24 protein-coding genes are annotated in these 23,352 nt (G+C 64.5%); 8 read left to right on the plus strand and 16 right to left on the minus strand.

The window, feature by feature from the left end:
* Positions 1-87: 87 nt before the first annotated feature.
* Positions 88-489 (plus strand): response regulator, encoded by a 402-nt coding sequence (locus tag J0J06_RS14150; RefSeq protein ID WP_294043112.1) that lies wholly within the window; start codon positions 88-90, stop codon positions 487-489.
* On the opposite strand, the gene J0J06_RS14155 is transcribed toward J0J06_RS14150, so the two are convergent.
* The 6 genes from J0J06_RS14155 to J0J06_RS14180 are packed head-to-tail and all read right to left on the minus strand — an operon-like array spanning position 476 to position 6,359.
* The gene (locus J0J06_RS14155) at positions 476-2,014 is read right to left on the minus strand and encodes a PAS domain-containing protein (protein WP_294043114.1); all 1,539 of its coding nucleotides are present in this window, start codon (positions 2,012-2,014) and stop codon (positions 476-478) included. The two genes, J0J06_RS14150 and J0J06_RS14155, sit on opposite strands and share 14 nt — an antisense overlap.
* Before the next feature lie 33 nt (positions 2,015-2,047).
* Positions 2,048-2,572, minus strand: coding sequence for a single-stranded DNA-binding protein (gene ssb / locus J0J06_RS14160; protein ID WP_294043116.1), 525 nt, complete (start codon positions 2,570-2,572; stop codon positions 2,048-2,050).
* Between the two features lie 11 nt (positions 2,573-2,583).
* Positions 2,584-4,446: a ferrous iron transporter B gene (locus tag J0J06_RS14165; protein ID WP_294043118.1), complete on the minus strand. Its 1,863-nt coding sequence runs from the start codon at positions 4,444-4,446 to the stop codon at positions 2,584-2,586.
* A 1-nt stretch (position 4,447) separates the two neighbouring features.
* Positions 4,448-4,708: a FeoA family protein gene (locus J0J06_RS14170; protein WP_294043120.1), complete on the minus strand. Its 261-nt coding sequence runs from the start codon at positions 4,706-4,708 to the stop codon at positions 4,448-4,450.
* A 48-nt stretch (positions 4,709-4,756) separates the two neighbouring features.
* Complete coding sequence (locus tag J0J06_RS14175; protein ID WP_294043122.1) at positions 4,757-5,413, minus strand: COQ9 family protein; 657 nt, start codon at positions 5,411-5,413, stop codon at positions 4,757-4,759.
* 7 nt (positions 5,414-5,420) lie between these two features.
* A complete protein-coding gene (locus J0J06_RS14180) occupies positions 5,421-6,359 on the minus strand; it encodes a DMT family transporter (RefSeq protein ID WP_294043125.1) in 939 nt (312 codons plus the stop codon).
* Between the two features lie 51 nt (positions 6,360-6,410).
* Between J0J06_RS14180 and J0J06_RS14185 the strand changes: the two genes are divergently transcribed.
* Both J0J06_RS14185 and J0J06_RS14190 read left to right on the plus strand, forming a co-directional pair.
* Positions 6,411-7,481 carry an alkene reductase gene (locus J0J06_RS14185; RefSeq protein ID WP_294043127.1) on the plus strand — a complete coding sequence of 357 codons (1,071 nt, stop codon included), beginning with the start codon at positions 6,411-6,413 and terminating at the stop codon, positions 7,479-7,481.
* Between the two features lie 43 nt (positions 7,482-7,524).
* The gene (locus J0J06_RS14190; protein WP_294043129.1) at positions 7,525-8,127 is read left to right on the plus strand and encodes a DUF4126 domain-containing protein; all 603 of its coding nucleotides are present in this window, start codon (positions 7,525-7,527) and stop codon (positions 8,125-8,127) included.
* Here J0J06_RS14190 and J0J06_RS14195 read toward each other — a convergent pair.
* From J0J06_RS14195 to J0J06_RS14205, 3 genes are all read right to left on the minus strand, one after another.
* Positions 8,124-8,540: a glycine zipper 2TM domain-containing protein gene (locus tag J0J06_RS14195; protein WP_294043131.1), complete on the minus strand. Its 417-nt coding sequence runs from the start codon at positions 8,538-8,540 to the stop codon at positions 8,124-8,126. The two genes, J0J06_RS14190 and J0J06_RS14195, sit on opposite strands and share 4 nt — an antisense overlap.
* A 70-nt stretch (positions 8,541-8,610) precedes the next feature.
* Positions 8,611-8,964, minus strand: a complete 354-nt coding sequence (locus tag J0J06_RS14200) for a hypothetical protein (RefSeq protein ID WP_294043133.1) — start codon at positions 8,962-8,964, stop codon at positions 8,611-8,613.
* A gap of 189 nt (positions 8,965-9,153) precedes the next feature.
* Positions 9,154-9,330, minus strand: coding sequence for a hypothetical protein (locus J0J06_RS14205; protein WP_294043135.1), 177 nt, complete (start codon positions 9,328-9,330; stop codon positions 9,154-9,156).
* 178 nt (positions 9,331-9,508) lie between these two features.
* Between J0J06_RS14205 and J0J06_RS14210 the strand changes: the two genes are divergently transcribed.
* A complete protein-coding gene (locus J0J06_RS14210; RefSeq protein WP_294043137.1) occupies positions 9,509-10,369 on the plus strand; it encodes a HEPN domain-containing protein in 861 nt (286 codons plus the stop codon).
* Entirely contained in the window at positions 10,369-11,493 is a 1,125-nt protein-coding gene (locus J0J06_RS14215) for a DGQHR domain-containing protein (protein WP_294043139.1), read from the plus strand. The genes J0J06_RS14210 and J0J06_RS14215 overlap by 1 nt, the downstream gene beginning before the upstream one ends.
* 22 nt (positions 11,494-11,515) lie before the next feature.
* Here the strand turns inward: J0J06_RS14215 and uvrA are convergent, their stop codons facing one another.
* Together uvrA and J0J06_RS14225 are read right to left on the minus strand one after the other, a co-directional pair.
* On the minus strand, positions 11,516-14,527 hold the full coding sequence (gene uvrA / locus J0J06_RS14220; RefSeq protein ID WP_294043141.1) for an excinuclease ABC subunit UvrA: 3,012 nt from the start codon (positions 14,525-14,527) through the stop codon (positions 11,516-11,518).
* A gap of 110 nt (positions 14,528-14,637) precedes the next feature.
* Positions 14,638-15,090 (minus strand): PilZ domain-containing protein, encoded by a 453-nt coding sequence (locus tag J0J06_RS14225; protein WP_294043143.1) that lies wholly within the window; start codon positions 15,088-15,090, stop codon positions 14,638-14,640.
* A gap of 419 nt (positions 15,091-15,509) precedes the next feature.
* Here J0J06_RS14225 and J0J06_RS14230 point away from each other — a divergent pair, with 419 nt between their 5' ends.
* A complete protein-coding gene (locus J0J06_RS14230; RefSeq protein WP_294043145.1) occupies positions 15,510-17,321 on the plus strand; it encodes a hypothetical protein in 1,812 nt (603 codons plus the stop codon).
* Complete coding sequence (locus J0J06_RS14235; RefSeq protein ID WP_294043147.1) at positions 17,314-17,781, plus strand: GFA family protein; 468 nt, start codon at positions 17,314-17,316, stop codon at positions 17,779-17,781. Before J0J06_RS14230 ends, J0J06_RS14235 begins: the two co-directional genes overlap by 8 nt.
* Before the next feature lie 458 nt (positions 17,782-18,239).
* Here the strand turns inward: J0J06_RS14235 and J0J06_RS14240 are convergent, their stop codons facing one another.
* A complete protein-coding gene (locus tag J0J06_RS14240; RefSeq protein WP_294043149.1) occupies positions 18,240-18,437 on the minus strand; it encodes a hypothetical protein in 198 nt (65 codons plus the stop codon).
* Between the two features lie 259 nt (positions 18,438-18,696).
* On the opposite strand from J0J06_RS14240, the gene J0J06_RS14245 reads away from it, so the two are divergent.
* A complete protein-coding gene (locus J0J06_RS14245) occupies positions 18,697-19,521 on the plus strand; it encodes a hypothetical protein (protein WP_294043151.1) in 825 nt (274 codons plus the stop codon).
* Positions 19,522-19,681: 160 nt separating this feature from the next.
* Here the strand turns inward: J0J06_RS14245 and J0J06_RS14250 are convergent, their stop codons facing one another.
* The 4 genes from J0J06_RS14250 to odhB form a co-directional block, all read right to left on the minus strand.
* The gene (locus J0J06_RS14250) at positions 19,682-20,194 is read right to left on the minus strand and encodes a nuclear transport factor 2 family protein (protein ID WP_294043153.1); all 513 of its coding nucleotides are present in this window, start codon (positions 20,192-20,194) and stop codon (positions 19,682-19,684) included.
* 185 nt (positions 20,195-20,379) lie between these two features.
* A complete protein-coding gene (gene lpdA, locus J0J06_RS14255) occupies positions 20,380-21,771 on the minus strand; it encodes a dihydrolipoyl dehydrogenase (RefSeq protein WP_294043154.1) in 1,392 nt (463 codons plus the stop codon).
* A 27-nt stretch (positions 21,772-21,798) separates the two neighbouring features.
* Positions 21,799-22,137 carry a hypothetical protein gene (locus tag J0J06_RS14260; RefSeq protein ID WP_294043156.1) on the minus strand — a complete coding sequence of 113 codons (339 nt, stop codon included), beginning with the start codon at positions 22,135-22,137 and terminating at the stop codon, positions 21,799-21,801.
* A gap of 4 nt (positions 22,138-22,141) precedes the next feature.
* Positions 22,142-23,350 (minus strand): 2-oxoglutarate dehydrogenase complex dihydrolipoyllysine-residue succinyltransferase, encoded by a 1,209-nt coding sequence (gene odhB / locus J0J06_RS14265; protein WP_294043158.1) that lies wholly within the window; start codon positions 23,348-23,350, stop codon positions 22,142-22,144.
* Positions 23,351-23,352: the final 2 nt, after the last annotated feature.

A 23,352-nucleotide genomic window follows, 5' to 3' on the forward strand; every position in this document is an offset into this window, starting at 1 on the left:
ACACCGCCCATTTTGGGTGAACGGGTATTGGAACCGAATCGGACAACACCGAGTTTTTTGACCGACATTGATATGGGTTAGATTAAATTGCCAAATGCATTGATCGTCGAAGATGAGATCTTCGTCGCACTAGATTTGGAAAGAATACTCACCGACGCCGGCTACCAGGTGACGGCGATCGCGGCCGATCGTGCGAGCGCGCTGTCCGCCGCGAGCGAGGCTGAATTTGCGTTCGTCGACATCAATCTGCGCGATGGACCGACCGGGCCGGAGATCGGCGCGGTGCTGACGCGCGATTATGGGGTAAAGGTCGTGTTCGTTACTGCCAATCCGGCGCAGATCGGCATTCCTTGCGATGCGCTCGGATATATCCGCAAACCGTTCAGCGAGCGGGCAATCCTCGCGGCGGCTGCGCTGGCTATTGGGCAGGAGCATCCGGCTGCCGCGAACGACGACTTGGTGCTGTTGAACCGCGTCAGCGACGCCTGAACGCCGCCAGCGGCACCGTCACTTTCACGTTGAGTCCGTCGGTTTTCCAGTCGCGCGCAATTGCTCCGCCGAGTTGACGCACGGCGCTCAGCTCCATCAATTGCGTGCCGAACCCGCTACCGTGGGGCGGCGTGACTGCAGGGCCGCCTTGCTCTTGCCAGTCCAGCATCACCGCATGACCGTCGCTGTTCATGGTGACGGTGACCCAGCCGTCCTGTACCGACAGCGCGCCGTACTTGGTCGCATTGGTCGCGAGTTCGTGGAACAGCAGTGCCAAGGGAGTCGCCGAGCGATCGTCGATCGCAATGTCGTCGCCCGTCACCGCGACGCGCGCCAGCCCTTCGACTTGATACGGTTCGAACAGTTCGCTGAGCAGTCCGGTAAGGCTGTTCGGTTGAGTCGTCGGCATTGACGCCGGACTGTGCGGACGGACGAAATCGTGGGCGCGGCCGAGCGCGGTGATACGGTCGCGCAGGTCGGCGGCGATGTCGCGGAATTCCGGATGCGCGCGCGCTGAAAATGCGACGAGGCCGGACACGACCGAGAAGATGTTCTTGATCCGGTGGCTCAGCTCCTGGCTGATCACCTCGCGCTCCTCGATCGTCAGTTTCTGCTCGTGAATGTCGGTGCAGGTGCCGAACCAGCGGACGATCCGGCCCTCCTCATCGCGGATCGGCAGAGCGCGGCCGAGCACCCAGCGATAGGTGCCGTCGCGATAGCGCAAGCGATATTCGATCTCATACGGGTCGCCGCTGGTCAGGGATTGCCGCCATCGTGCCCAGGCACGATCCTGATCGTCGGGGTGAAACATGCCGTTCCAGCCCTCGCCGTCCGTCGATCCGTCTGGCACACCCGTGAATTCGTACCAGCGCGCATTGTAGTAATCATGGTAGCCGTCCGGCAGCGTCGACCACACCATCTGGGGCATGGTGTCGGCAAGCGTGCGGAATCGGCCCTCGCTGTCGGTCAGCGCGCGGCGGGCGTCGCCCTCGGCACTGCGCCACGCGGCGGCATCCCGATTTTCGCGTAGACGCGCCATGACGTTGTCCGCCAGCGTCTCGAGCCCCTGGCGCTGCAGGTCGCTGAGTCCCTCCGGATGCGGCACGGTGTCGATCACGCACAGCGCGCCGAGCGGCACGCCATTATCGGCCTTCAGCGGCGCGCCAGCGTAGAAGCGAATATTCTCCTCGCCGGTCACCAGCGCGTTGCAGGCGAAGCGCGAGTCTTCCGTGGCGTCCGGCACCACCATGACCTTATCGCCGAGCATCGCGTGGGCGCAGAACGAGACGTCGCGCGGTGTCTCAGTCGCGTCGAACCCGCTGCGCGAAATGAAGGTCTGGCGCTTTTCCTCGACCAGGCTGACGAGGGAAACCGGGCACCCGCATAAGGCCGCGGCGAAATCGGTGATCTTTTTCAGCGCGATAGTGTCGCGCAGTGTTTCCGGCTCATACGCCGCGATGATCGCGGCGCGCGTTGCCTCATCCACCTTCCGGTCGGAATCGGCGTGTATCGGCGTGTCAGTCACGTCGGGATAACGGGCGGGAACTGGTTTCGCTCCCTAGAACGGCACGTCGTCGTCGAGATCGTCCGAATAGCCCCCGCCGAAGCCGCCCTTGCTTCCGCCGCCGCTAGACGCACCGGCGAACTCGTCACGGCCGCCGCCTGACGACCCGCCCCAATCGTCGCGGCCGCTCGACACGTTGCCGCCACCGCCGCCGCCGCCCTGGCCGGGCGCGCCGTCGAGCATCGTCAGGACGGCGTTGAAGCCCTGCAGCACGATTTCGGTCGAATAGCGGTCCTGGCCCTGCTGGTCCTGCCATTTGCGGGTCTGGAGAGCGCCCTCGATATAGACCTTGCTGCCCTTGCGCAGATAGCGCTCGGCGACGTTGGCCAGACCCTCGCTGAACACCTTTACGGTGTGCCACTCGGTGCGTTCCTTGCGCTCGCCGGTGTTGCGGTCCTTCCATGTGTCCGACGTCGCGATGCGCAATTCGACGACCTTGCCACCGTTCTGGAAAGACCGGCTTTCGGGGTCGCGCCCCAGATTGCCGACGAGAATTACCTTGTTGACGCTGCCCGCCATATTTCCTGTTCCTACAAACCGAATCCTGTTGCGATCCAGTATGTAGCGCCCGCCGCCGCGTATGCCAGCGCGAACAGGTAGGTCACCATGAATGCCGGCCATCGCCAGCCGTTCGTCTCGCGTCGCGTGATGGCGATGGTCGAAATGCATTGCGGGGCGAAAACGAACCACATCAGGAAGGCGAGCGCCGTCGCCAGGCTCCACCGGCCGCGGAGTTGCTCGCGCATCGCCTTGTCGCCGGCGTCGCCTTCGGGCGCATCGACCGCATAGGTGGTGGCGAGCGCCGATACCGCGACCTCGCGCGCCGCCATCGCCGGGATCAGCGCCAGCACGATGTCGCGGTTGAAGCCGATCGGGCGGAACACTGGCTCGATCGTGTTGGCGATGCGGCCGGCGACCGAATAATTGACCTGGCTGACCGGCGAGTCCTTGGGCGCTTGTGGGAAGGTCAGCAGCGCCCAGAGGACCACCGTGGTCGTCGCGATGATCGTGCCCGCGCGCTTCAGGAATATCCAGCAGCGGGTCCACAGCCCGATCGCGACATCGCGCCAGATCGGCATCTGATAGCGCGGCATTTCCATCATGAACCCGGATGAAGCGCCCTTCGTCACGGTGCGGCGCAGGACGAGCGCGACGCCATAGGCGCCGACGATCCCGGTCAGCAGGAGGCCGAACATGACCAGTCCCCGCAGCCCGATAAAGCCAAAGACATCGCGGTTGGGAATGAACGCGCCGGTGATCAGGATATAAACCGGCCAGCGCGCCGAACAGGTCATCAGCGGCGCGATCAGGATCGTGGTCAGGCGGTCCTTCTCATCCTCGATCGTCCGCGTCGACATGATGCCGGGCACCGCGCAGGCGAAGCTCGAGAGCAGGGGAATGAACGCGCGGCCGGATAAACCGACCGTCGCCATCAGCCGGTCCATCAGGAAGGCGGCGCGGACCATGTAGCCCGACGCCTCCAGCAGCAGGATGAAGAAGAACAGGATCGCGATCTGCGGCAGGAACACGACGACGGCGCCGACACCCGCGAGCACGCCGTCGGTTATCAGCGAGCGAAGGATGCCGTCGGGCAGGATCGCGTTGACCTGCGCCTGCAGCCAGCCGATTCCCGCCTCGATCGCGTCGGCCGGGATCGTCGCCCAGGTGAACACCGCCTGGAACATCAGGAACAGGATGGCGAACAGCATCACCATCCCCAACACCGGATGCAGCGCGATCGAATCGAAGGCGTGCGTCCAGCGCCGCACGGGGTTTTCCGACACCGTCGCCGCCACCGCGATCTGGCGCGCGCGGCGTTGCAGCGTAGCGATGTCGGCGTGGAGGACGGGATCGCTCCGCCGCAGTACAGTCGCGCCGGGGCCGATCAGGCCGCCCAGCGCCTCCTTCAATTCTTCGATCCCGCGCTTGCGCACCGCGACGGTGGGGACGACCCGCACGCCGAGTTCGCGTTCCAGCACCAAGGGGTCGAGTACCAGCCCGTCGCGCTCCGCCATGTCGATCATGTTGAGCGCTACCACGACGGGCAAGCCGAGGGCGATGAGCTGGAGCGTGAAGCGCAGGTGATTGTCGAGGTTCGATGCGTCCACGACGACGACGATCGCGTCGGGCAACCGTTCGCCGTCCTGCGCGCCGGTCACGACGTCGCGGGTGACGCGTTCGTCGGGGCTGGAGGGTTCGAGGCTGTAGGTGCCGGGCAGATCAAGCAATTCGACCGGCCGCCCATCGTTCAGCACCATCCGCCCGGCGTGCCGCTCGACGGTGACACCCGGATAATTGCCGACCTTCTGCCGCGCGCCGGTCAGCGCGTTGAACAGCGCGCTCTTGCCGGCATTGGGGTTGCCGACCAGCGCAACCAGCGGAGCGGGGTGCATCCTATTCGGCGGGTTGCACGATGGAGACGTGAACCGCGCCGGCGACGCGGCGGCGAAGCGCGACGGTCATTCGCCCGATCCGGCACGCGATCGGCCCGCCGCCGAGCCGGGCGCGATGCAGCACCTCGACGTCCACACCCTGATCGAAGCCGAGTTCGCGCAGTCGGCGCGCCTCGGGGACGGCAAGCTGGTCCCAGGCGATGTCGGCCACGGTCGCGTGGGTGCGGTGCGGCAATTGTTCGAGGCTGATCGGAGTCGCCATAGCTGTCAGCTAAGCGAAATGCGACTGATTATCAATAACGCAATTGTATCAAACCGCCGGGTAGCGCAGCCGCCCGACGAAGCGCGACAGGCTGGGCCGGTGGCTGGTGCGGGCGATGAACTGGCCCTTCGCCTTTTCAAACGCCATGATCCCGGCGATCCGCCGGGCGAGGAACGCGCGGGTGTCTGCCTGCCCCTCGCTTTCGTCGTCAAGGAAGACGGTAATCGTCGCCGCATAGACCGCGCCCAGCATCGCGCGCTTGGTATAGTGGTTGTAATCGGTCGCCGTGTCGCCGGCTGCGCGCCACATCGCGTCGGCGGCGCGCCATCCGAGCTTGGCACCGTGTGCGACATTCTGCGGCATGGCGAGGATGGCGAGCGCACGGCGCAGCGTCTCACGATGCGCGGCGAGCAGGTCGAGCCGGGCTTCTATCAGGGCGGTGATCTTGTCACGGACCTTCATCGGGCCAAGTTTTTCGGGCGGCAGCGCCTCGGCCATGCTGCGGTCGATATGGGCGAACCAGGCGTCGATCATCGTCGCCGCGTCGGGCAGCGCCAGCAATGCCACGTCGCGGTCCACGCCCAGCGCGTCCGCCGCCATGTCGCGCGCCGCCGCCTTCCACCCGTCGAAGGCGGCATTGTCGGCGACCAACGGCGCCAGCGCGGCGCGGAGTTCAGGGATGGTCGGATCGGCGGGCAAGGTCATGGCGTGCTTATGCTCCCACCGTGCCGTCGGGGGCAAGCGGGGCGGCATCCTTCCGTTCGCGCCGCACCAGCACCAGGGCGACCGCCACCGCGGCTGCGCCGAGCAAGTCCCAACCGTCGAGCTTCTCGTTATACCAAAGCCAGCCGACCGTAGCGGCGATCACCGGCTGGGTGAGCAGCGCAATTCCGATCACCATCGGCGAAAGCTGGCCGAGCACGAAGGTCATGAGCCCCTGCCCGAACACCTGACTCGCCAGCGCTAGCCCGATCAACGGCCACCAATCGGTCGGCAGAATCTTTTCGCCCAGCGTCCAGGCGAAGATCAGCAGCGGCAACAGGCTGGCGAGCGTCGACATAGCGAGCGCGGGGACCGGCGCCATCGTGTCGCGGGCCTTGGCCATCGCAACGAAATAGATCGTGTAGAGGATGCCGGCGGTCAGGCAGAGCAAGTCGCCGTAGAATTGATCGGCCCGAACCTGCAGCGAGCGGCCCATCAGCAATCCCGCACCGAGCAGCGCCAGCAGCAGGGCGAACCCCTGTGACCTGGACGGCCACGCCCGCGCGAGGAGGAAGCCATAGACCGGGAAGAACAGGGTCGCGGAATTGCCGAACAGGGTGGCGTTCGCAAGTTGCGTCTTCTTGATGCCGAGGTGCCAGCTCGCCAGATCCGCCGCGAAGCACAGACCGCCGATCACGAGCGCGATCCACACCCCGCGGCCAAGACCCGCGGGTCGCCAGCCGCCGCCGAGAGCGACCGCCAACAGGATCGGCGCTGCGAGTGCGATTCGCCAGAACCCCGCCGCGACCGGTCCTACGTCGCTGATCCGCACGAATACCGGCCCGAACGCCAACAGGACGTTCGCCATCACCAGCGCAAGGAACGCCAGCGGATGTGCGGTCACGCTTTTCCCGGAGGAAGCTTTTCTTGGGTCTCCGTCCTGGTGCATGCCGCCCCATAACACCTATCTCCGTCGCGTCATTTACAAAGGGAGGCTCGCTTGCCCACGTTGTTCGATCCTATCCAGCTCGGCGACATCGCCGCGAAGAACCGCATCCTGATGGCGCCGCTCACGCGCGGCCGCTCGACGAACGAGCATGTGCCGACCGGAATCATGATCGACTATTACACGCAGCGCGCAGGAGCGGGCCTGATCATCACCGAAGGCACGGGGGTCAGCCGGCTTGGGTTGGGCTGGCCCAATGCGCCGGGGCTGTGGACCCCCGAACAGGTCGAGGCGTGGAAGCCCGTCACCGAGTCCGTCCACAAGGCCGGCGGCAAGATCGTCGCGCAAATCTGGCATATGGGGCGGCTCGCGCGGCCCGACGTGACCGGGCTGACGCCGCTGTCGTCGTCGCAGACGCGCGCGCCCTATCACAAGCCCGAAAACCCTTATGCCGAAGCGCGCGCCGCGACGCTCGACGATATCAAGCAGGCGCAGGACGAATATGCGAGTGCCGCGCGCAACGCGATCGCCGCCGGGTTCGACGGGGTCCAGCTCCACGGCGCGAACGGCTACCTGATCGACCAGTTCCTGCGCGACAACACCAACCTGCGCGACGACGATTATGGCGGCAGCCCGGAAAACCGCATCCGCTTCATGAAGGAAGCGGTCGCGGCGGTGATTGCGGAAATCGGCGCGGGCCGCACCGCGATCCGTCTGTCGCCCAATGGCGAGACGCAGGGCGCCGACGACAGCAACCCAGAAGCGGTGTTCGTTCCCGCGGCGAAGGTGCTCAACGATTTGGGCATCGCGTTCCTCGAACTGCGCGAACTGGGTACCACCGGCACGTTCGGCACGAGCGACGTGCCCAAGCTCAGCCCCAAGATCCGCGAGGTGTTCAAACGCCCGCTGATCCTCAACCAGGAATATAGCTTCGAAGCTGGCGAGGCCGATGTCGAAATCGGGCTGGCCGACGGCATCGCCTGGGGCCGCAAGTTCATCTCCAACCCCGATTTGGTCGAACGCTTCCGCACCGGGGCCGACCTGACGCCGGACAATTTCAAGACATGGTACACGCCGGGGCCGGAGGGCTATACCGACTATCCGGCGCTCGAGCCCGTCGGGTAGGCGCGCATTTCCCGGTCGTCCGGCTTCATGCTAGGCTGACGGCATGGACGCGGTGGGGATAATAGGGCTGGCGGCGAGCATCAGCCTGTTGAGCGGCTGGCGGCTGTACCTCACCGTGTTCGCGGTGGGGCTGGCGATGCGGTTCGGCTGGGTGGCGATGCCGGCGCAGCTTCACGGACTCGACGTGCTCGCCAATTGGTGGGTGATCGGCGTCGCGGGCGTCGGTGCGCTGGCCGAGTTCCTGGCCGACAAGGTGATGTGGATCGACAGCGTATGGGACGCGATCCACACGCTCGTGCGGCCGGTGGGCGGGGCGTTGCTGGCGCTCGCGATCGTCGATCCCAAGGACGGGGCGTGGCAGGTCGCGGCCCTGCTGCTCGGCGGTGGGGCGGCGATGCTAACCCATTGGTCCAAGGCGGGGGCGCGGGCGGCGGTCAATGTCAGCCCGGAGCCGTTCAGCAACATCGCGGTGTCGAGCGGCGAGGACGTGGTCACCGCGGGGCTGCTCGCGCTGGTGCTGTCGCATCCGGCGGTCGCGGGCGTCGTGGCGCTCGTGCTGGCGGGGATTGCGGTGTGGGCGATCCTGGCGCTGCGCAAGTTCGTCAGGCGGCTCCGGCCGAAACCGAAGCCGCCCGCGTCAGCTTAACGGCACCTCACATTGTCTTTATCGACCGCGGTCCCGACGGCCGCGCCCGCCGCCGCGCCGAGCAGGATGCCGAGCGGCTCCGACCGGCCGGAGGTCAAGGCCGCGCCCAGCGCGCCGCCCGCGATGCCGCCGACGATCAGCCCGGTCGTGCCGTCCGAGCGGCGGCAGTAATAGCGGCCGTCCTGCCCCTGATAGATGCGGTCGTTGCGGCTCAGGCGACGTTCGCGATAGCGCGGATTGTCGACGTAATACCGGTCGGCATAATAGCCCTTATACTGCGGATCGGGCCGGTTATAGTCGTAGTTGCGATAGCTGCGGTAATCGCTCGCATAGCCGGGCCGACCGTCGTCGGTGCAGCCGGAAAGCCCGGTCAGCGCGGTCGCGGCGACGAGGCCAAGGGTTAGGGCACGCATAGACACCTCTCCTGTTGTTCCCCCGCCGCTACAATGCGCGACGGGGTGGATGGTTGCGCGGACGAATCGATCAGGCGGCGGTCAGTTCCTCCGACCGGGCGTCGTCGGTCGTGAAGCCGGTGGCGACCGGGGGCGGGGGGCGGAGGCCTTCGCGCTCGCCGGCGGTCGGGATGGCGGTGGGGTCGGGGCGGAAGGCGTCGGGCGCGCGATCGGTGCCGGGCGTCGTGGCGTCGAGCGCGAGGTCGGGGGCGTCATGGCCCTCGGTCGCGGGCAGGAACCGGTCGAACCAGCCGAAGCGGAACGCGGCGCCGACCGCGGCGACGGCGATCCCGGCGACGGCGGTCGCGCCAATCGCGGTGTTGCGGGTGCGGTGGTCGGGCTTGAAACGGCCGCTGCTGTCGCGGCGCTGGCTGGGGTTCGACATGGCGAGTCTCCGGGTTGGGATACGGTCCGGAGTCAACGGTCGTGGCCGCTGGCTGTTCCGCCCCGGCGGCGAGGCGATTAGCGCAAGCTGATCACGAGCGGATTAGCCGGGGCCGGCCGGCGCGGCCGCAAGCCGCGACCGACGACGCGGCTTTGCCGCGGCGGGTCCTTGCGGCAGGTCAGGCGAACGTCAGGCCAATCGCGCATCGTCGGCGGGCGGGCGCGGGGCGGGGACGAGCCGCCCGGCCTCCAGATGCGCCAGCCAGTCGCGGACGGCGTCGGGCTGGTCGCGATCGGGCGTCGCGCGGGGACGGACGACGCGGCCAGGATCGAGCGCGACGTGCTGGCGGGCGAGGGGGCTGGGCATCGGGTGATCCTCTCTGGCGGTGGGCGAAGAGGAGAGTCAGATATGCCGGAAAGGGCGCTGTAGGAAAGCCCCGGCGGCGAGGTGATTAGCGCCAGCTAATCACAAGCGGACTAGCCGGGGCCGATTGCCGTTGCCCGGTCAATTTGATGCCTACGATGCAAACTGCTAGCCGTCGAAAATGGCGAAAAAGGCTGCGACCTATTCTGTTGTGGTTCCGGTTCTGAACCGGAAATGCTCTCTGCCCAACAGTTTCCCAGTATCGCTTTCGGATTCTGTCTCGATCCGCAAAGTACGAGGCGACGACTTAGTTGCGATCACAGAGCACGATACGGAAGCCGCGAGCTACCTGCACGGCGGAAAATTCACAATAACTTTCGACGATTACGACATGGCATGGTCCAAGGACCAGTTGGGTAACGCGCTCATATGCGCCCTTTTTTCGCTGAACACTATTTCATCGGGCTCTGCGTTGGCGGTGGAGCGGGCATTCATCCTGAAAAGCCATCGTATTACAAAAATCGAGAAAACGGAAAGCTGGTCGGGTTATAACCATGCTCAACAGGCGGATTTTAAGATACAGTCTGCAAGTAGTGTCAAATATGCCCGTGATTTATATAAAGCCGTATCGACAGCGATAGCAAAGTATCCACCGCTTAGGTTGACGGTTAACCGGCTTAATTCCGCTATCGGACGGTCGGCGATTGACGAAAAGATTATCGACCTTTGCATAGCATTAGAGTCAGTTTTTCAGTCGCAAACTGAAATTTCCTTTCAATTTGCACTATATAACTCTTTACTATCTGAAGGCGATAAATACAAAAGACGAGAAGTATTTGCATTGTTGAAGAAGCTATACGGTCAGCGGAGTAATATTGTTCACGGTAATAAGGATGCCGATGAGAAATGGTGTGAAGACAATCTTCCTAGATTGTTGTCGATAGCAAAAACATCAGTTTTGCAGAAAATAGAATTTCTCGCCAATAAAACTCACGACGAGTGGAAGGCGAATTTGGAAGAATTGGCTTTAGGAATAATATAATGGCGAGCGCAAAAAACATCAAAGTTTCGCGATCGAAAATTACTGTACCCGTCGTGGTTGCGACGGTCATGGGTTTGCGCGTCGCCCGCGGCTACGCGCGCATTTGTGATCTTGCCGATATGTCCCGCCCGGACATCTACGATGCTGTAAAAAATCCGACAGGCACTCAGCGCGACCTAAGTCCCAAGCACGCGCGAGACGCATATGAATACGTGAAGGAAGAAGATGTAGGCTTCTTTCCGGAAGTGTTTCTCGCACTTCGAGATCCAAGCGCCGTGTCTTTAAAATTGACTAATACAGCCAATGGTTTTGGTGCGTTAGAAGTTCACATATCCGCAATCCGTAATAGTCCGGATATTAAAATATCAAGGGTCGATGGAAATCATCGTCTCCAGTTCGCAGACGGAAAATCTGATGGATTTCCACGTCTCGAAAAAGTAGTGTCGTTTTGTCTCGCTTTGGAAATATCTAAAGAACAAGAAATAAAGCTCTTTAGAGATATAAATAATAATCAAAGGCGAATGAATACAAGTCACTTAGATAATATAGACCTTAGGTTGGCCGGCGCTCAAGTGATTGCGCGACGTGACCCTGCACTATACATCGCTAGGAAGCTGAGGGATGATAACGACAGCGTATTGCGCGGCAAAGTTTATGATGGTGGCCGAACTGACGTAACAAAATTTATTCCTTTGCGAACTTTAAAGACTGGTTTGGAGTATATGTTGTCTCGACCCACGAGGCTCACTTCGCTCGATGATGTTGATATACAGGCGGCCGTAATTAAGAACTATTTTGCAGCTCTTAAAGCGTGGGAACCTGAGGCTTGGGCCAGCCCGAAGGATTACTTAATGCTCCGAGGAGCAGGCTTGTGGGGCGTGTGTTTCTTGGGTGCAAACGTGATTGACCGTGCTTTGGGCAGAGGAAAGTACAAAACGTCTGACATGACGGCTATCTTGCGCTCCGGATCGGATTGGGATTGGTCGAAAGGCGGCGATTTTCAGGGTTACAGCGGTCGGGGTGGTGCTCTCAAAATTAGCGATCTAGTGACTGGAGAACTTGAGGATAGCTCAGGCGGCTCGCTTAAATCGCTTATCCAAAAGATCGCTAGCGAGATAACCTGACACAGCAGGGGCGGGAGTTGAGCTACTCCACCCGCTCAACCTCCCGCTTCCCTTGAGCCTTCTCGCCCTTGGCCCCCAACAACGGCGCCAGATACCGCCCGGTAAAGCTCCGCGGTTCCTTCGCGACGTCCTCGGGCGTGCCGACGGCGACGATCTCGCCGCCCTTGACGCCGCCCTCCGGCCCCAGGTCGATCACCCAGTCGGCGGTCTTGATGACGTCGAGGTTATGCTCGATCACCACCACCGTATTGCCCTGTTCGACCAACGCGTGGAGCACTTCGAGCAGTTTGCGGACGTCCTCGAAATGCAGGCCGGTGGTGGGCTCGTCGAGGATGTAGAGCGTCTGGCCGGTCGCGCGGCGGCTCAGTTCCTTGGCCAGCTTCACGCGCTGCGCCTCGCCGCCGGACAGCGTCGTCGCCTGTTGCCCGACCTTGACGTAGCCCAGCCCGACCTCGACCAGCATCGCCATCTTGTCGCGGATGCCGGGGACGGCCTTGAAGAACTCGGCGGCGTCCTCGACCGTCATGTCGAGCACGTCGGCGATCGAATGGCCCTTGAACTTCACCTCCAGCGTCTCGCGGTTGTAGCGCGCGCCGTGGCACACGTCGCACGTGACGTAGACGTCGGGGAGGAAGTGCATCTCGATCTTGAGCACGCCGTCGCCCTGGCACGCCTCGCACCGGCCGCCCTTGACGTTGAACGAGAACCGCCCGGGCTTGTAGCCGCGCGCCTGCGCCTCCGGCAGGCCCGCGAACCAGTCGCGGATCTGGGTGAAGGCGCCGGTGTAGGTGGCGGGGTTCGAGCGCGGGGTGCGGCCGATCGGCGACTGGTCGATGTCGATGACCTTGTCGAGATATTGCAGCCCCGCGATCTTCTCATACTTGCCGGCCAGGATGCGCGCGCCGTTCAGCTGGCGCGCGGCGGCGGCGTAGAGCGTGTCGATCGTGAGGCTCGACTTGCCCGATCCGCTGACGCCGGTGATGCAGGTGAAGGTGCCGAGCGGGATGCTGGCGGTAACGTCGCGCAGGTTGTTGGCGGTGGCGCCGGTGACGGTGAGCTTCTTGCCGGTGCCGCTGCGGCGGACGAGGGGGACGGGGACTTCGCGCGTGCCGTTGAGATAGTCGGCAGTGATGCTCTGCTTGCTCGCGAGCACCTGGTCGAGCGTGCCGTGCGCGACGATCGCGCCGCCATGGACGCCCGCGCCGGGGCCCATGTCGATGACGTAATCGGCGGTGCGGATCGCGTCCTCGTCATGCTCGACCACCAGCACGGTGTTGCCGAGATCGCGGAGACGGCGCAGCGTCGCGAGCAGCATGTCGTTGTCGCGCTGGTGCAGGCCGATCGACGGCTCGTCGAGGACATAGAGCACGCCCGACAGGCCGCTGCCGATCTGGGAGGCGAGGCGGATGCGCTGGCTCTCGCCGCCGGATAGCGTGCCGCTGGTGCGGTCGAGGTTGAGGTAATCGAGGCCGACATTGTTGAGGAAGCCGAGCCGTTCGAGGATTTCCTTGAGGATGCGCCCGGCGATCTCGTTCTGCTGGGCGTTGAGGTGCGCGGGCAGGTCGGTGAACCAGGCGAGCGCGTCCACGACCGACAGATGCGTCGCGTAGGAGATGTCGCGCATCGCGACCTTGACCGCGAGCGCTTCGGGCTTGAGGCGCGCGCCGTGGCAGACTTCGCAGGGTTGCGACGACTGATACTTCGACAGTTCCTCGCGCATCCATGCGCTCTCGGTCTGAAGCAGGCGGCGGTTGAGGTTGCCGATCACGCCCTCGAACGGCTTGCGGACGTCGTACGACTTGCGGCCGTCGACGAAGGTCAAAGTAACGGGCTTGCCGCCGGTGCCGTGGAGGATGATGAGCTTCACCTCGCCGGACAGGTCTTCCCACTTGGTGTCGAGGCTGAAGCCGAATTCGCGCGCGAGTGAGCCCAGCACCTGCATGTAGTAAGGGCTGGGCGGGTTGGATTTCGCCCAAGGGACGATCGCGCCCTTCTTGATCGTGAGGTCGTGGTTGGGGACGACGAGGTCCTCGTCGAAGATCATCTTTTCGCCCAGGCCGTCGCACGCCGGGCACGCGCCCTGCGGGGCGTTGAACGAGAAGAGACGCGGCTCGATTTCGGCGATGGTGAACCCGGAGACGGGGCAGGCGAACTTTTCGGAGAAGACGATGCGGTTGGCGGGGACGCCCGCGCCTTTGAGATTTCCCCCTTCCGTTCGTGCTGAGCTTGTCGAAGCACGTGTTGCGAGCGGATCGCCCGGATCACGCCCTTCGACAGGCTCAGGGCGAACGGCGGATGTGGCGGCTTCTACGGTCGTATCGACCAGATCGACGTACGCCAGCCCCTCGGCCAGCTTCAGCGCGGTCTCGAAACTGTCGGCGAGGCGCGTCGCGAGGTCCGGCCCGACCACCAACCGGTCGACCACCACCTCGATGTCATGCTTGTACTTCTTGTCGAGCGCGGGGGCCTCGTCGATCTCGTACAATTCGCCGTCGATGCGGACGCGGGTGAAACCGGCCTTCTGCCACTCGGCGAGTTCCTTGCGATACTCACCCTTGCGCCCGCGCACGACCGGGGCGAGCAGGTAGAGCCGCGTGCCCTCGGGCAGCGCCATCACGCGGTCGACCATCTGGCTGACCTGCTGCGCCTCGATCGGCAGGCCGGTCGCGGGCGAATAGGGGATGCCGACACGCGCCCACAGGAGCCGCATGTAGTCGTAGATTTCGGTGACCGTCGCGACGGTCGAGCGCGGGTTGCGCGACGTCGTCTTCTGCTCGATCGAGATGGCGGGCGACAGACCGTCGATATGATCGACGTCGGGCTTCTGCATCAGCTCGAGGAACTGGCGCGCATAGGCGCTCAAGCTCTCGACATAGCGGCGCTGCCCCTCGGCATAGATCGTATCGAACGCCAGGCTCGACTTGCCCGATCCCGACAGCCCGGTGATCACCGTCAGCGTGTCGCGCGGGATGTCGATCGAGACGTCCTTCAGGTTGTGCTCGCGCGCACCCTTCACGCTTATATGAGTCAGCATAAGGTTGGTTATGTTCCATTGATGTTCCGCTGACAATAGCCGCGGCGAAGCATCGAAATGGGGATGGGTGCAGCTCGATTCAACGCGCGGCGGGCGTTGCCTGGTGGCGCCTACAGAGCACTGTTCATCGCGTCCGCAATGCGATCGGCGGGCGTCGACAGCACGTCATAAACGGTGCTCGCGACCATCACCGCTGCGACGCCGACCGCAAGCGCCAGGAAGCCGAACTGGAAGAGGCGCGAAAGCGCGCGGTTGCGCTCCATCGTGCGAGCCACGACGGCGTCCTGCCTGAACCGGTCTTCGCTGCGGCGTTCGATCCCGGTTGCCGGGCTGCCGCCCGCTTGCGCCGGCGCTGTTTGCAGTGCGCCAAGATCGATCCGGTCCTGGGTGCGGACGCCGAAGAACTGGTTCTTTCGCCAGACCGCACGACCGATGATCACGTTCCGGCCGCGCCGGATCTCGATATAATCGCCAGGTTCGGGTGCGGCATCGGACGTGACGAGCATTCCGCGCGCCGACACGTTATGAATACAGGCGTCCGCCCAGGCTGAATTGACGCGCATTCGCGACGGTAGAAACACCTTCACCCGTGGGTCACGGGCCTTGAATCCGTGATGCGCGATGAAAGTCATTACCTTCCCCTCTGTTAAGATAGTCAAAGAATGGCGGTAATATTTTGTTAATATCTGTGCGCATTCCTTTCGCATTCACGATGATAAATACTATTCAACGTCGGATCGGTTCCAATTACTGTCATTTCAATACGATGATCCCGGCGATCGACCATTGTCGACTGCGGCGTCGAGCGAGTTCCCGCCCGACAAGCCTCTCCCGCGGCGGCGAAAAGTGGCCGTCGCAACCGACGCTCTCGATTGACTTGGCTTCGTGATCCGCCACGATGTCGCGTGGGGCGGCCCGTCAGAGGCCGGTTGAGTCCCGGCAACGGCGGCTGAACGCGCGCGACACGAAGGGTTCATCTCGGATGTGGAACGACCGCGTCGGGATCAACCCGGTCTGGGGGACGAGGATGAGCGAGCACAAGCGGGGTTTGGCGGGATCGAGCGCGATTGCGGCGTTGCTGGCGCTGGCGGGAATGAGCGCGACGACGGCATCGGCCGCGCCGCCCGCCGCCAAGAAGGCGGTGGCGAAGAAGGCGGTCAAGAAGCCCGCCAAGAAGCCGGCGAAGAAAGCCGCGGCGAAGAAGCCCGCGGTCAAGACGGTGATCGTCTATGTCCCGACGCCGGTGCCCGCCGCGCCCCCGGCGCCGCCCGCGCCACCCGAATATGACGGCAACCTCGGCTTCGACACGCTACCGACCCCGCCGCCGACCGGCGGGTATAGCGACGTGTCGCGCTATCGCTTCATCGACGATGCGGACTCGCTACTCGACACGGTCGGTGCATCGCCGCCCGATTACGCATTCCGCTTCGACGGCATGGATTGCTGGGCGTGGGAATTGAGCGGCGGCGACATGGTGCTCGCCGAGCCGGTCGGCGACCGCTATCGCTTCTACGCGTTCGGGCCGGGCGACTTGTATCCGTTCTTCGTCGGCGACGATGCGTATTCCTACGGTTTCGCCGGCCGCGCGCTGGCGGCGGTCTATGACAATGACGCTCGGCTGGTCCCCTGGACCGCCGGAGCCCGCATCGCGGGTCTTGCGATCGAGGATTATGCCAGGGGCCTCGCCGAGCGGGGTCGAGCGATGCGGGAGGCGAGCGTGCGGCGCGCGTCCGTCACCGCGAGCGACTGGGCGATCGGGCAAGGCTGGTTCATCGATGTGGAATTGCGCTTCGGCGACTGGCGAAGCGCGCCGGGCTGGTCGCGCTATCGCACCGGGACCGGATCGCGCCATCGCCGCGACTGGCGCACGCGGCTGGGCGACGAGGGCAATGTCCGCCGTGATCGCGCCGACCGGTTCGACCAGTGGCGGCGCGACGGCTATCGCGGCGCGCCGCCACAGAACCGGGGCGGATGGAACGTGTCGCCCGGGCGCAGTCCGGGCGGTTGGTCGGGATCGCCGGGCAACCGCCCCGGCGGCTGGAACGGGGGACGTCCTGCGGCACCGCTACCGCCGGGCGCGGTTCCCGGCGCGCCGCCACAGCCGCCGCGTGGCGATGGTCGGCCGGGTGGCGCTGGACGCTGGCCCGGTCGCGGCGCGCCGCCGCCCGCCGCCACGCCGCCGCAACCCACAGCGCCGACGCCTGCACCAGGGCGTGGCGGTCCTTCGCGCGGCAACTGGCGCGGCAATGACGGGCCGACGGTTTCGCCGCCGCCTTCGCCTCCGCCGTCGACCGCTCCGCTGCCGCCGCCGGTTTATGTCGCGCCGCCTGCATCACCTCCACCGCCGACATCGCCGGAGCCGCGCCGACGGCCGGGCGGCGACTGGAACGGCAAGCGTGCCGGGGGTGGGCTGGATCGGCCGCGCGACGTGAACCCGCCCGAGGAGTCGCCGAGCGTCGCCGCACCGCCTCCACCGCCAGCGCCAGCGCCAGCGCCGGGCTGGCGCGAGGGCACGCCGCGGCCGAGCTATGGTGGCGACGGTGATCGTCCGTCGCGCGGACCCAGCCGTCCGGCCGAAACGCCGTCCGCGCCGCCGGAGCCGCTGGCAGCTCCGCCGCCCCCGCCCGCGCCGGTATATGTCGCGCCTGCGCCTGCGCCCGCGCCGGTGGCAGCTCCACCACCACCACCACCTCCTCCGCCTCCGCCGCCGCCTCCGCCACCGCCACCGCCGCCCGCAGCGGCGCCAGAGCCGGGCACGATCGAAGCCGTGCCGGATCCGAAGAAAGGTGAGTGAGGGCGGCTGCACGTGCGGCGCGCTGCGCTATGCCTTGGCCACCGCGCCCATGGTGGTGCACTGCTGCCATTGTACCGACTGCCAGACCGAGACGGGCAGCGCGTTCGCCGTCAACGCGGTGATCGAAAGCGATCGTGTCGCGGTGCTGAAGGGCGAGCCCGCCTACGTCATGACGCCGTCGGCGAGTGGCAAGGGGCAGGAGATCGCGCGCTGCCCCGAGTGCCGCGTCGCATTGTGGAGCCACTATGCCGGGTCGGGCCGCGCGACCTCGTTCATCCGCGTCGGCACGCTCGACGATCCGGGCGCGATGCCGCCCGACGTCCATATCTTCGCGCGATCGAAACTGCCCTGGGTCGCGCTGCCCGAGGGCGCGAAGGCGTTCGACGCGTTTTACGCGTCAAGCGCAGCCGTGTGGCCGGAGGACGGCCGCGTGCGGTGGAAGGTATTGAAGGGGAACTGATGTCGGTGTTTGGGTGGGAAGCTGCCGCTTGTCCGGGATCAATCCTGCGCTCAGGGATTACCTATTCCCGGCATCCCAAAAAGCATCCCAAAAGCCTCTCGCCAGTATGTAAACAGCGAACCCACCTCCCGTGACATACAAGATTGTGTCGAAGTGAGCTTGGACGTAACGATCCGCAAAAGAGCTCGGCGCGATCAAATGAAGCGCGCCTGCGGCGAGAGCAACCGCCACGAAGATGACGGCGCAATAGAGTAGGCCGACCAGCTTGTTCGATGCGATCGACCCCACACCAGCACGATCAAGGCTATCATCTAGCCTGTCGCCTACCCGAAGAAGCCGAAGCCAAGGCGTTTTCATACCTTGACCATAGCGGGGAGTGCAAAAGTGGCAAAGCGCACGGTCCGCTATTGGCCGTTGAAGTCAATCATCACCGCATTGACGTTCGGGTGCGTAGATCGTCAGCACGTCCAGCTTTCGGTGACGCCGTAGCCGACCGCTAGTAGCTCAATGGTGCTGCATACTGCTTTGAGCGCTGGCCATAGCGGTTCTGATAGGTCCGTCGGGAGCGGGACCTCTTCCATCAACTGGAAGCCCACATTGTCACGAAACGCCACGAGCGACGCCAACAGAGCCTTCAAATCATGAATATCGTCCATGCTGCGTCTTAGCTTCAGCAGGCGACGTTCGCTATTGGGTCGTCAGCAGGCCCACCGCTTCGCAATAATCTAGCGGATCGCTCGCGGAAGCGGGCGCTGCGCACCGCGATCATCCCCATGCATTTCCACGGAACTCGCACCTGCCGTTCGAACGACGGCGTTGGCCTTTTGGCGTGGGGACTCCCGCGCAAACGCGCTGCATGATATTGTGTATTTGGTTGGTCGACGCGGGGGCGCCGGCTGAGAAGGGGGAATTCAAATGGCTTCAGTTGCCGAAAGTGGCTTCGCGCGCCTGCATAAGTTGGACAATCTGTCCGGAACGGAGCGAGCGCAACCGATCGATCGCTGGATTTTTGTGGGGATGGCCGTTTGGTTCATCCTTATCGTTCTCGTTGGCTTCGTGCCGGATTCGATGATGAAGGTGGCGATTGTTAAGGCCGGCATGCGACCGCCATTCCCGACAATCCTTCACGTCCATGCGGTCCTGATGGGATCATTTCTGCTGCTGTTGCTGGCCCAGACATTGATGGTCGCGACGGGGCGGTGCGCTCTTCATAAGCAAGTCGGCATCGCCGCGTTCATCCTGGTGCCGGCGCTCGTCGTTGCCGGGCTTATCTTGGCTCCTACGATGTTTCACCAGGCGTGGGGTGGGGCGCATTTCGGGCCGCCAGCAGTTAGAATGGCGCTGGCGCCGATCGTGCCGATACTCGAGAATATCTTATTGTTGCAGATCAGCGCCGGCGTGTTGTTTGCCGTGTTCATCGGCATCGCGTTGAATGCGCGGGCGACCGCGCCGGGGGTGCACAAGAGGATGATGTTCTTGGCGACCGCCGTGCCGCTTGGTGCGGCGATCGATCGGATGGAGTGGCTGCCTTCGAGCATGCCGGCATCGCCTTGGGCGACGGACCTCTACATCCTGTTAGCGGTGTCGCCGATGTTCGTGTGGGACCTCGTCCGCAACCGACGCGTGCACGAAGCTTACACGGTGTGGCTGGCGATTTACTTACCGGTGGCGGCGCTGGTCGCCTTTGCCTGGGACAAGCCGTGGTGGCATGCGGCCGCAGAGCGGATGATGGGCGTCTAGCACCGGCAAAGCTGCCTGAGGGCGCGAAGGCGTTCGAGGCGTTTTACCCGTCAAGCGATGGCGTGTGGCCGGAGGACGGCCGCGCGCGGTGGAAGGTGTTGAAGGGGGCTGCTTTTTGGGTGGATTGCGGGCATCGGCAGCATAGCCGTAGATAGCCGCGCTAAGACGCGGAGCTTGCTGGCGGGGGCGTGTCTGCAACGATATCCGTGGTTAGCCGCATCACACCATCCGGCTGACGCTTGAATATTGCGACCCAATTGCCGACCTCAATAAACGGCTTCTTGGTCGCGGGGTTGGTGAAGCTGAACCGATACGTTGCATGATAGATCGCCAGATCGCCAGATGCGGCAACATCCACGGTCTCCTCCGAAACTTCTAGTTTGACGTCCGGAAGCGCAAACTGTGCCTGAATCGCGGCTTTAGCTGCCGCTATGCCGACGACGTTAGGTTCGCCGTGGAAAAATGTCTTGACGTCAGGCGCCAAGATGCTGGCTGCCTTCGTTTGGTCTCGCGAAACATAGGCTTCGACCTGCGTGTGAATGGCCCGCTTGACCTCAGCGGTGACCACATCCGACGACGGCATGGCTGGGACCTTGGCCTGAGAACTGTATCCTGCCACCGCCAGCATCAGGAAACCGACCACTGGTATGCTCGCCGATCCAAAAGTCTTCATATCCTTCATCCCCCTGCAGCCGCGACGACGCCCTCGAGCAACTAAACACAATACGGCGACGTCAGCAATTGGGTCGCAAGCTGTCGATCGAGAGATCAACAGGCCCCCGCCGCGGCAAAGCCGCGTCGGCCGGCCGAGCCTGGTTCGCTTGCGATTAGCATACGCTAATCGCTTCGCCGGCTCGGCTAAATGTGAATGGGTTTGCCCGTCACCGCCATCGCCGCTTCCTTGATCGCCTCCGAGTGCGTCGGGTGGGCGTGGCAGGTATAGGCGATGTCCTCGCTGGTCGCGCCGAACTCCATCGCTTGGGCTGCCTGGGCGATCATCGTGCCCGCGACGCTGGCGATGATCCACACGCCGAGCACGCGGTCGGTCTTCGCGTCGGCGATCACCTTCACGAAACCGTCGGGTTCGTGGTTGGTCTTGGCGCGGCTGTTGGCGAGCATCGGGAACTTGCCGACCTTCACGTCGCCGCGCTCCTTGGCCGCTTCCTCGGTCAGGCCGACGCCGGCGATTTCCGGCCATGTGTAGACGACCGAGGGGATCACGTCGTGGTTCACGATGCCGTGCTGGCCGGCGATGTTCTCGGCCACCGCGATGCCCTCATCCTCGGCCTTGTGCGCCAGCATCGGGCCGGGGACGACGTCGCCGATCGCCCAGATGCCGGGGACGGCGGTGCGGAAATCGTGGTCGATCTCGATCTGGCCGCGCTGGTTGGTCGCAAGCCCCGCCTTGTCGAGCGCGAGGCCGTCGGTGTTGGGCTTGCGGCCGATCGAGACGAGGACGGTGTCGGCCTCGATCGTTTCCGCCGCGCCGCCGGCCGACGGCTCGACGGTCAGCGTCGCCTTGCCGCCGCTGACGGTCACGCCCGTCACCTTGGTCGAGAGTTTGAACTCCAGACCCTGCTTCTTCATGATCTTGTTCGATTCCTTGCGGACCTCGCCGTCGAAGCCGGGCAGGATCTGGTCGAGGAATTCGACCACGGTGACCTTCGCGCCGAGCCGCCGCCACACGCTGCCGAGCTCCAGCCCGATCACGCCGCCGCCGATCACGACCATGTGGCCCGGCACCTTGGGCAGTTCGAGCGCGCCGGTCGAGGAAACGATGGTCTTCTCGTCGATCGTGACACCGGGCAGCGGGGTGACGCTGGAGCCGGTCGCGATGACGATGTTCTTCGCGCGGACGGTGCGGTCGCCGACCTTGACGCTGTCCTTGCCCGTGAAGGCGGCATGGCCCTTCAGCCACTCGACCTTGTTCTTCTTGAACAGGAATTCGATCCCGCCGGTCAGCTGCTTGACCGCGTCCTTGCGTTGGCCGTGCATCGTGTCGAGGTCGAGCTCAGGCGTGACCTTGATGCCCATCTTGGCGAAAGTGCCGTTGGCGGCGTGGTCGAAATATTCCGACGCGTGGAGCATCGCCTTGGACGGAATGCACCCGACGTTGAGGCAGGTGCCGCCCAGCGTTTCACGGCTTTCCGCGCACGCGGTCTTCAGCCCCAGCTGCGCCGCACGGATCGCCGCGACATACCCGCCGGGGCCGGCACCGATCACCAGGACGTCGAAATCATAGTCAGCCATGTTTCTGCTCCGCGGCCATTGGGCCGTTCAATCCATCATCGAAAACTGTTGCCCGGTCGCCGTTTCCCACTCGTTCCGCACGTCATATGGGGAGGGGCCGGGAAGAAATTGAGCATAGAAAAATTTGCTCGCGTCGGACGTATTCTGAAAGCGGCCTGTCTCGCGCCACTGACCGCGTTCGGTATAGGCGACCACCCATACCCCGTCGGCGGCGTACAGGCAGACACAATCGTCACAGGCCGCTAGTGCGTCGAACGACGCCGCGATCTGCCACGCGCGCTGGTCGACCCCCGCCCGCCGGAGCGCGAAGCCGAGAAGATCGAGCGTCTTGCGATTCTCACGCGCCTGGATGTCCGGCCGCAGCATCGGATTACAGGTCGATCAAAATCCGCGTCGGGTCCTCGATAGCATTTTTCAGCGCGACGAGGAACGTCACCGCCTCGCGGCCGTCGATCAGGCGGTGGTCGTAGCTGAGCGCGAGGTACATCATCGGGCGCACGACGACCTGGCCGTCGCGGACCACCGGGCGGTCCTCGATACGGTGGAGGCCCAGCACCGCCGACTGCGGCGGGTTGATGATCGGGGTCGACATCAGCGAACCGAACACGCCGCCGTTGGAGATGGTGAAGGTGCCGCCCTTCATTTCTTCCATCTTGAGCGTGCCGTCCTTGGCGCGCTTGCCGAAATCGCCGATCGTCTTTTCGATGCCCGCAACCGAAAGCTGGTCGGCGTCGCGGATCACCGGCACGACCAGGCCCTGCGGCGCGGAGACGGCGACCGAAATGTCGGCATAATCGTGATAGACGATTTCCTCGCCGTCGATCTGCGCGTTGACGCTCGGTACGTCCTTCAGCGCCATGCACGCGGCCTTCACGAAGAAGCCCATGAAGCCGAGCCGGACGCCATGCTTCTTTTCGAACAGGTCCTTGTACTTGGTCCGTGCCTCGATGACCGCCGACATGTCCACGTCGTTGAACGTCGTCAGCATCGCCGCGGTGTTCTGCGCGTCCTTGAGCCGCTTGGCGACGGTCTGGCGCAGGCGCGTCATGCGGACGCGCTCTTCCTTGCGGCCGGTCGACGCAGCGACCGAGGGAGTCGGGACCGGCGCGGTGGCGGCAGGGGCAGGCGCCGGGCTGGCGGCGGCGGCGAGCACGTCGTCCTTGGTCAGGCGGCCGTCCTTGCCGGTGCCGGTGACGGTCGCGGGATCGACGCCGGTTTCGAGCACCGCGCGGCGAACGCTGGGCGACAGCGCGGCCGGCGCGGCTTCGGCGGGGGCCGGCGTTGGGGCAGGGGCCGCGGCGGGTGCAGGTGCCGGAGCGGGCGAGGGGGCGGCCGCGCCGCCACCGGCCTCGACCGTGGCGAGCAGCGCGCCGACCGCGACATTGTCGCCGACCTGCACCGCATGCGCGCCCATCACGCCCGCGACGGGCGAGGGCACCTCGACCGCGACCTTGTCGGTTTCGAGGGAGACGATCGGCTCGTCCTGCTTGACCGGGTCGCCCGGCTGCTTGAGCCATTCGCCGACGGTCGCTTCGACGATCGATTCACCCAGAACGGGGACGGTAACTTCGGTTGCCATGG

The sequence above is a fragment of the Sphingomonas sp. genome (assembly GCF_017304615.1).
Lineage (GTDB): Bacteria > Pseudomonadota > Alphaproteobacteria > Sphingomonadales > Sphingomonadaceae > Sphingomonas.

Excerpts from the sequence above, each read along its gene's own strand:
- ssb (WP_294043116.1), bottom strand. The coding sequence starts at position 2,572 with ATGGCGGGCAGCGTCAACAAGGTAATTCTCGTCGGCAATCTGGGGCGC.
- J0J06_RS14165 (WP_294043118.1), bottom strand. The coding sequence starts at position 4,446 with ATGCACCCCGCTCCGCTGGTTGCGCTGGTCGGCAACCCCAATGCCGGC.
- J0J06_RS14170 (WP_294043120.1), bottom strand. The coding sequence starts at position 4,708 with ATGGCGACTCCGATCAGCCTCGAACAATTGCCGCACCGCACCCACGCG.
- J0J06_RS14175 (WP_294043122.1), bottom strand. The coding sequence starts at position 5,413 with ATGACCTTGCCCGCCGATCCGACCATCCCTGAACTCCGCGCCGCGCTG.
- J0J06_RS14180 (WP_294043125.1), bottom strand. The coding sequence starts at position 6,359 with ATGCACCAGGACGGAGACCCAAGAAAAGCTTCCTCCGGGAAAAGCGTG.
- J0J06_RS14190 (WP_294043129.1), top strand. The coding sequence starts at position 7,525 with ATGGACGCGGTGGGGATAATAGGGCTGGCGGCGAGCATCAGCCTGTTG.
- J0J06_RS14195 (WP_294043131.1), bottom strand. The coding sequence starts at position 8,540 with ATGCGTGCCCTAACCCTTGGCCTCGTCGCCGCGACCGCGCTGACCGGG.
- J0J06_RS14200 (WP_294043133.1), bottom strand. The coding sequence starts at position 8,964 with ATGTCGAACCCCAGCCAGCGCCGCGACAGCAGCGGCCGTTTCAAGCCC.
- J0J06_RS14205 (WP_294043135.1), bottom strand. The coding sequence starts at position 9,330 with ATGCCCAGCCCCCTCGCCCGCCAGCACGTCGCGCTCGATCCTGGCCGC.
- J0J06_RS14210 (WP_294043137.1), top strand. The coding sequence starts at position 9,509 with ATGGCGAAAAAGGCTGCGACCTATTCTGTTGTGGTTCCGGTTCTGAAC.
- J0J06_RS14215 (WP_294043139.1), top strand. The coding sequence starts at position 10,369 with ATGGCGAGCGCAAAAAACATCAAAGTTTCGCGATCGAAAATTACTGTA.
- uvrA (WP_294043141.1), bottom strand. The coding sequence starts at position 14,527 with ATGCTGACTCATATAAGCGTGAAGGGTGCGCGCGAGCACAACCTGAAG.
- J0J06_RS14225 (WP_294043143.1), bottom strand. The coding sequence starts at position 15,090 with ATGCGCGTCAATTCAGCCTGGGCGGACGCCTGTATTCATAACGTGTCG.
- J0J06_RS14230 (WP_294043145.1), top strand. The coding sequence starts at position 15,510 with ATGTGGAACGACCGCGTCGGGATCAACCCGGTCTGGGGGACGAGGATG.
- J0J06_RS14240 (WP_294043149.1), bottom strand. The coding sequence starts at position 18,437 with ATGGACGATATTCATGATTTGAAGGCTCTGTTGGCGTCGCTCGTGGCG.
- J0J06_RS14245 (WP_294043151.1), top strand. The coding sequence starts at position 18,697 with ATGGCTTCAGTTGCCGAAAGTGGCTTCGCGCGCCTGCATAAGTTGGAC.
- J0J06_RS14250 (WP_294043153.1), bottom strand. The coding sequence starts at position 20,194 with ATGAAGACTTTTGGATCGGCGAGCATACCAGTGGTCGGTTTCCTGATG.
- lpdA (WP_294043154.1), bottom strand. The coding sequence starts at position 21,771 with ATGGCTGACTATGATTTCGACGTCCTGGTGATCGGTGCCGGCCCCGGC.
- J0J06_RS14260 (WP_294043156.1), bottom strand. The coding sequence starts at position 22,137 with ATGCTGCGGCCGGACATCCAGGCGCGTGAGAATCGCAAGACGCTCGAT.
- odhB (WP_294043158.1), bottom strand. The coding sequence starts at position 23,350 with ATGGCAACCGAAGTTACCGTCCCCGTTCTGGGTGAATCGATCGTCGAA.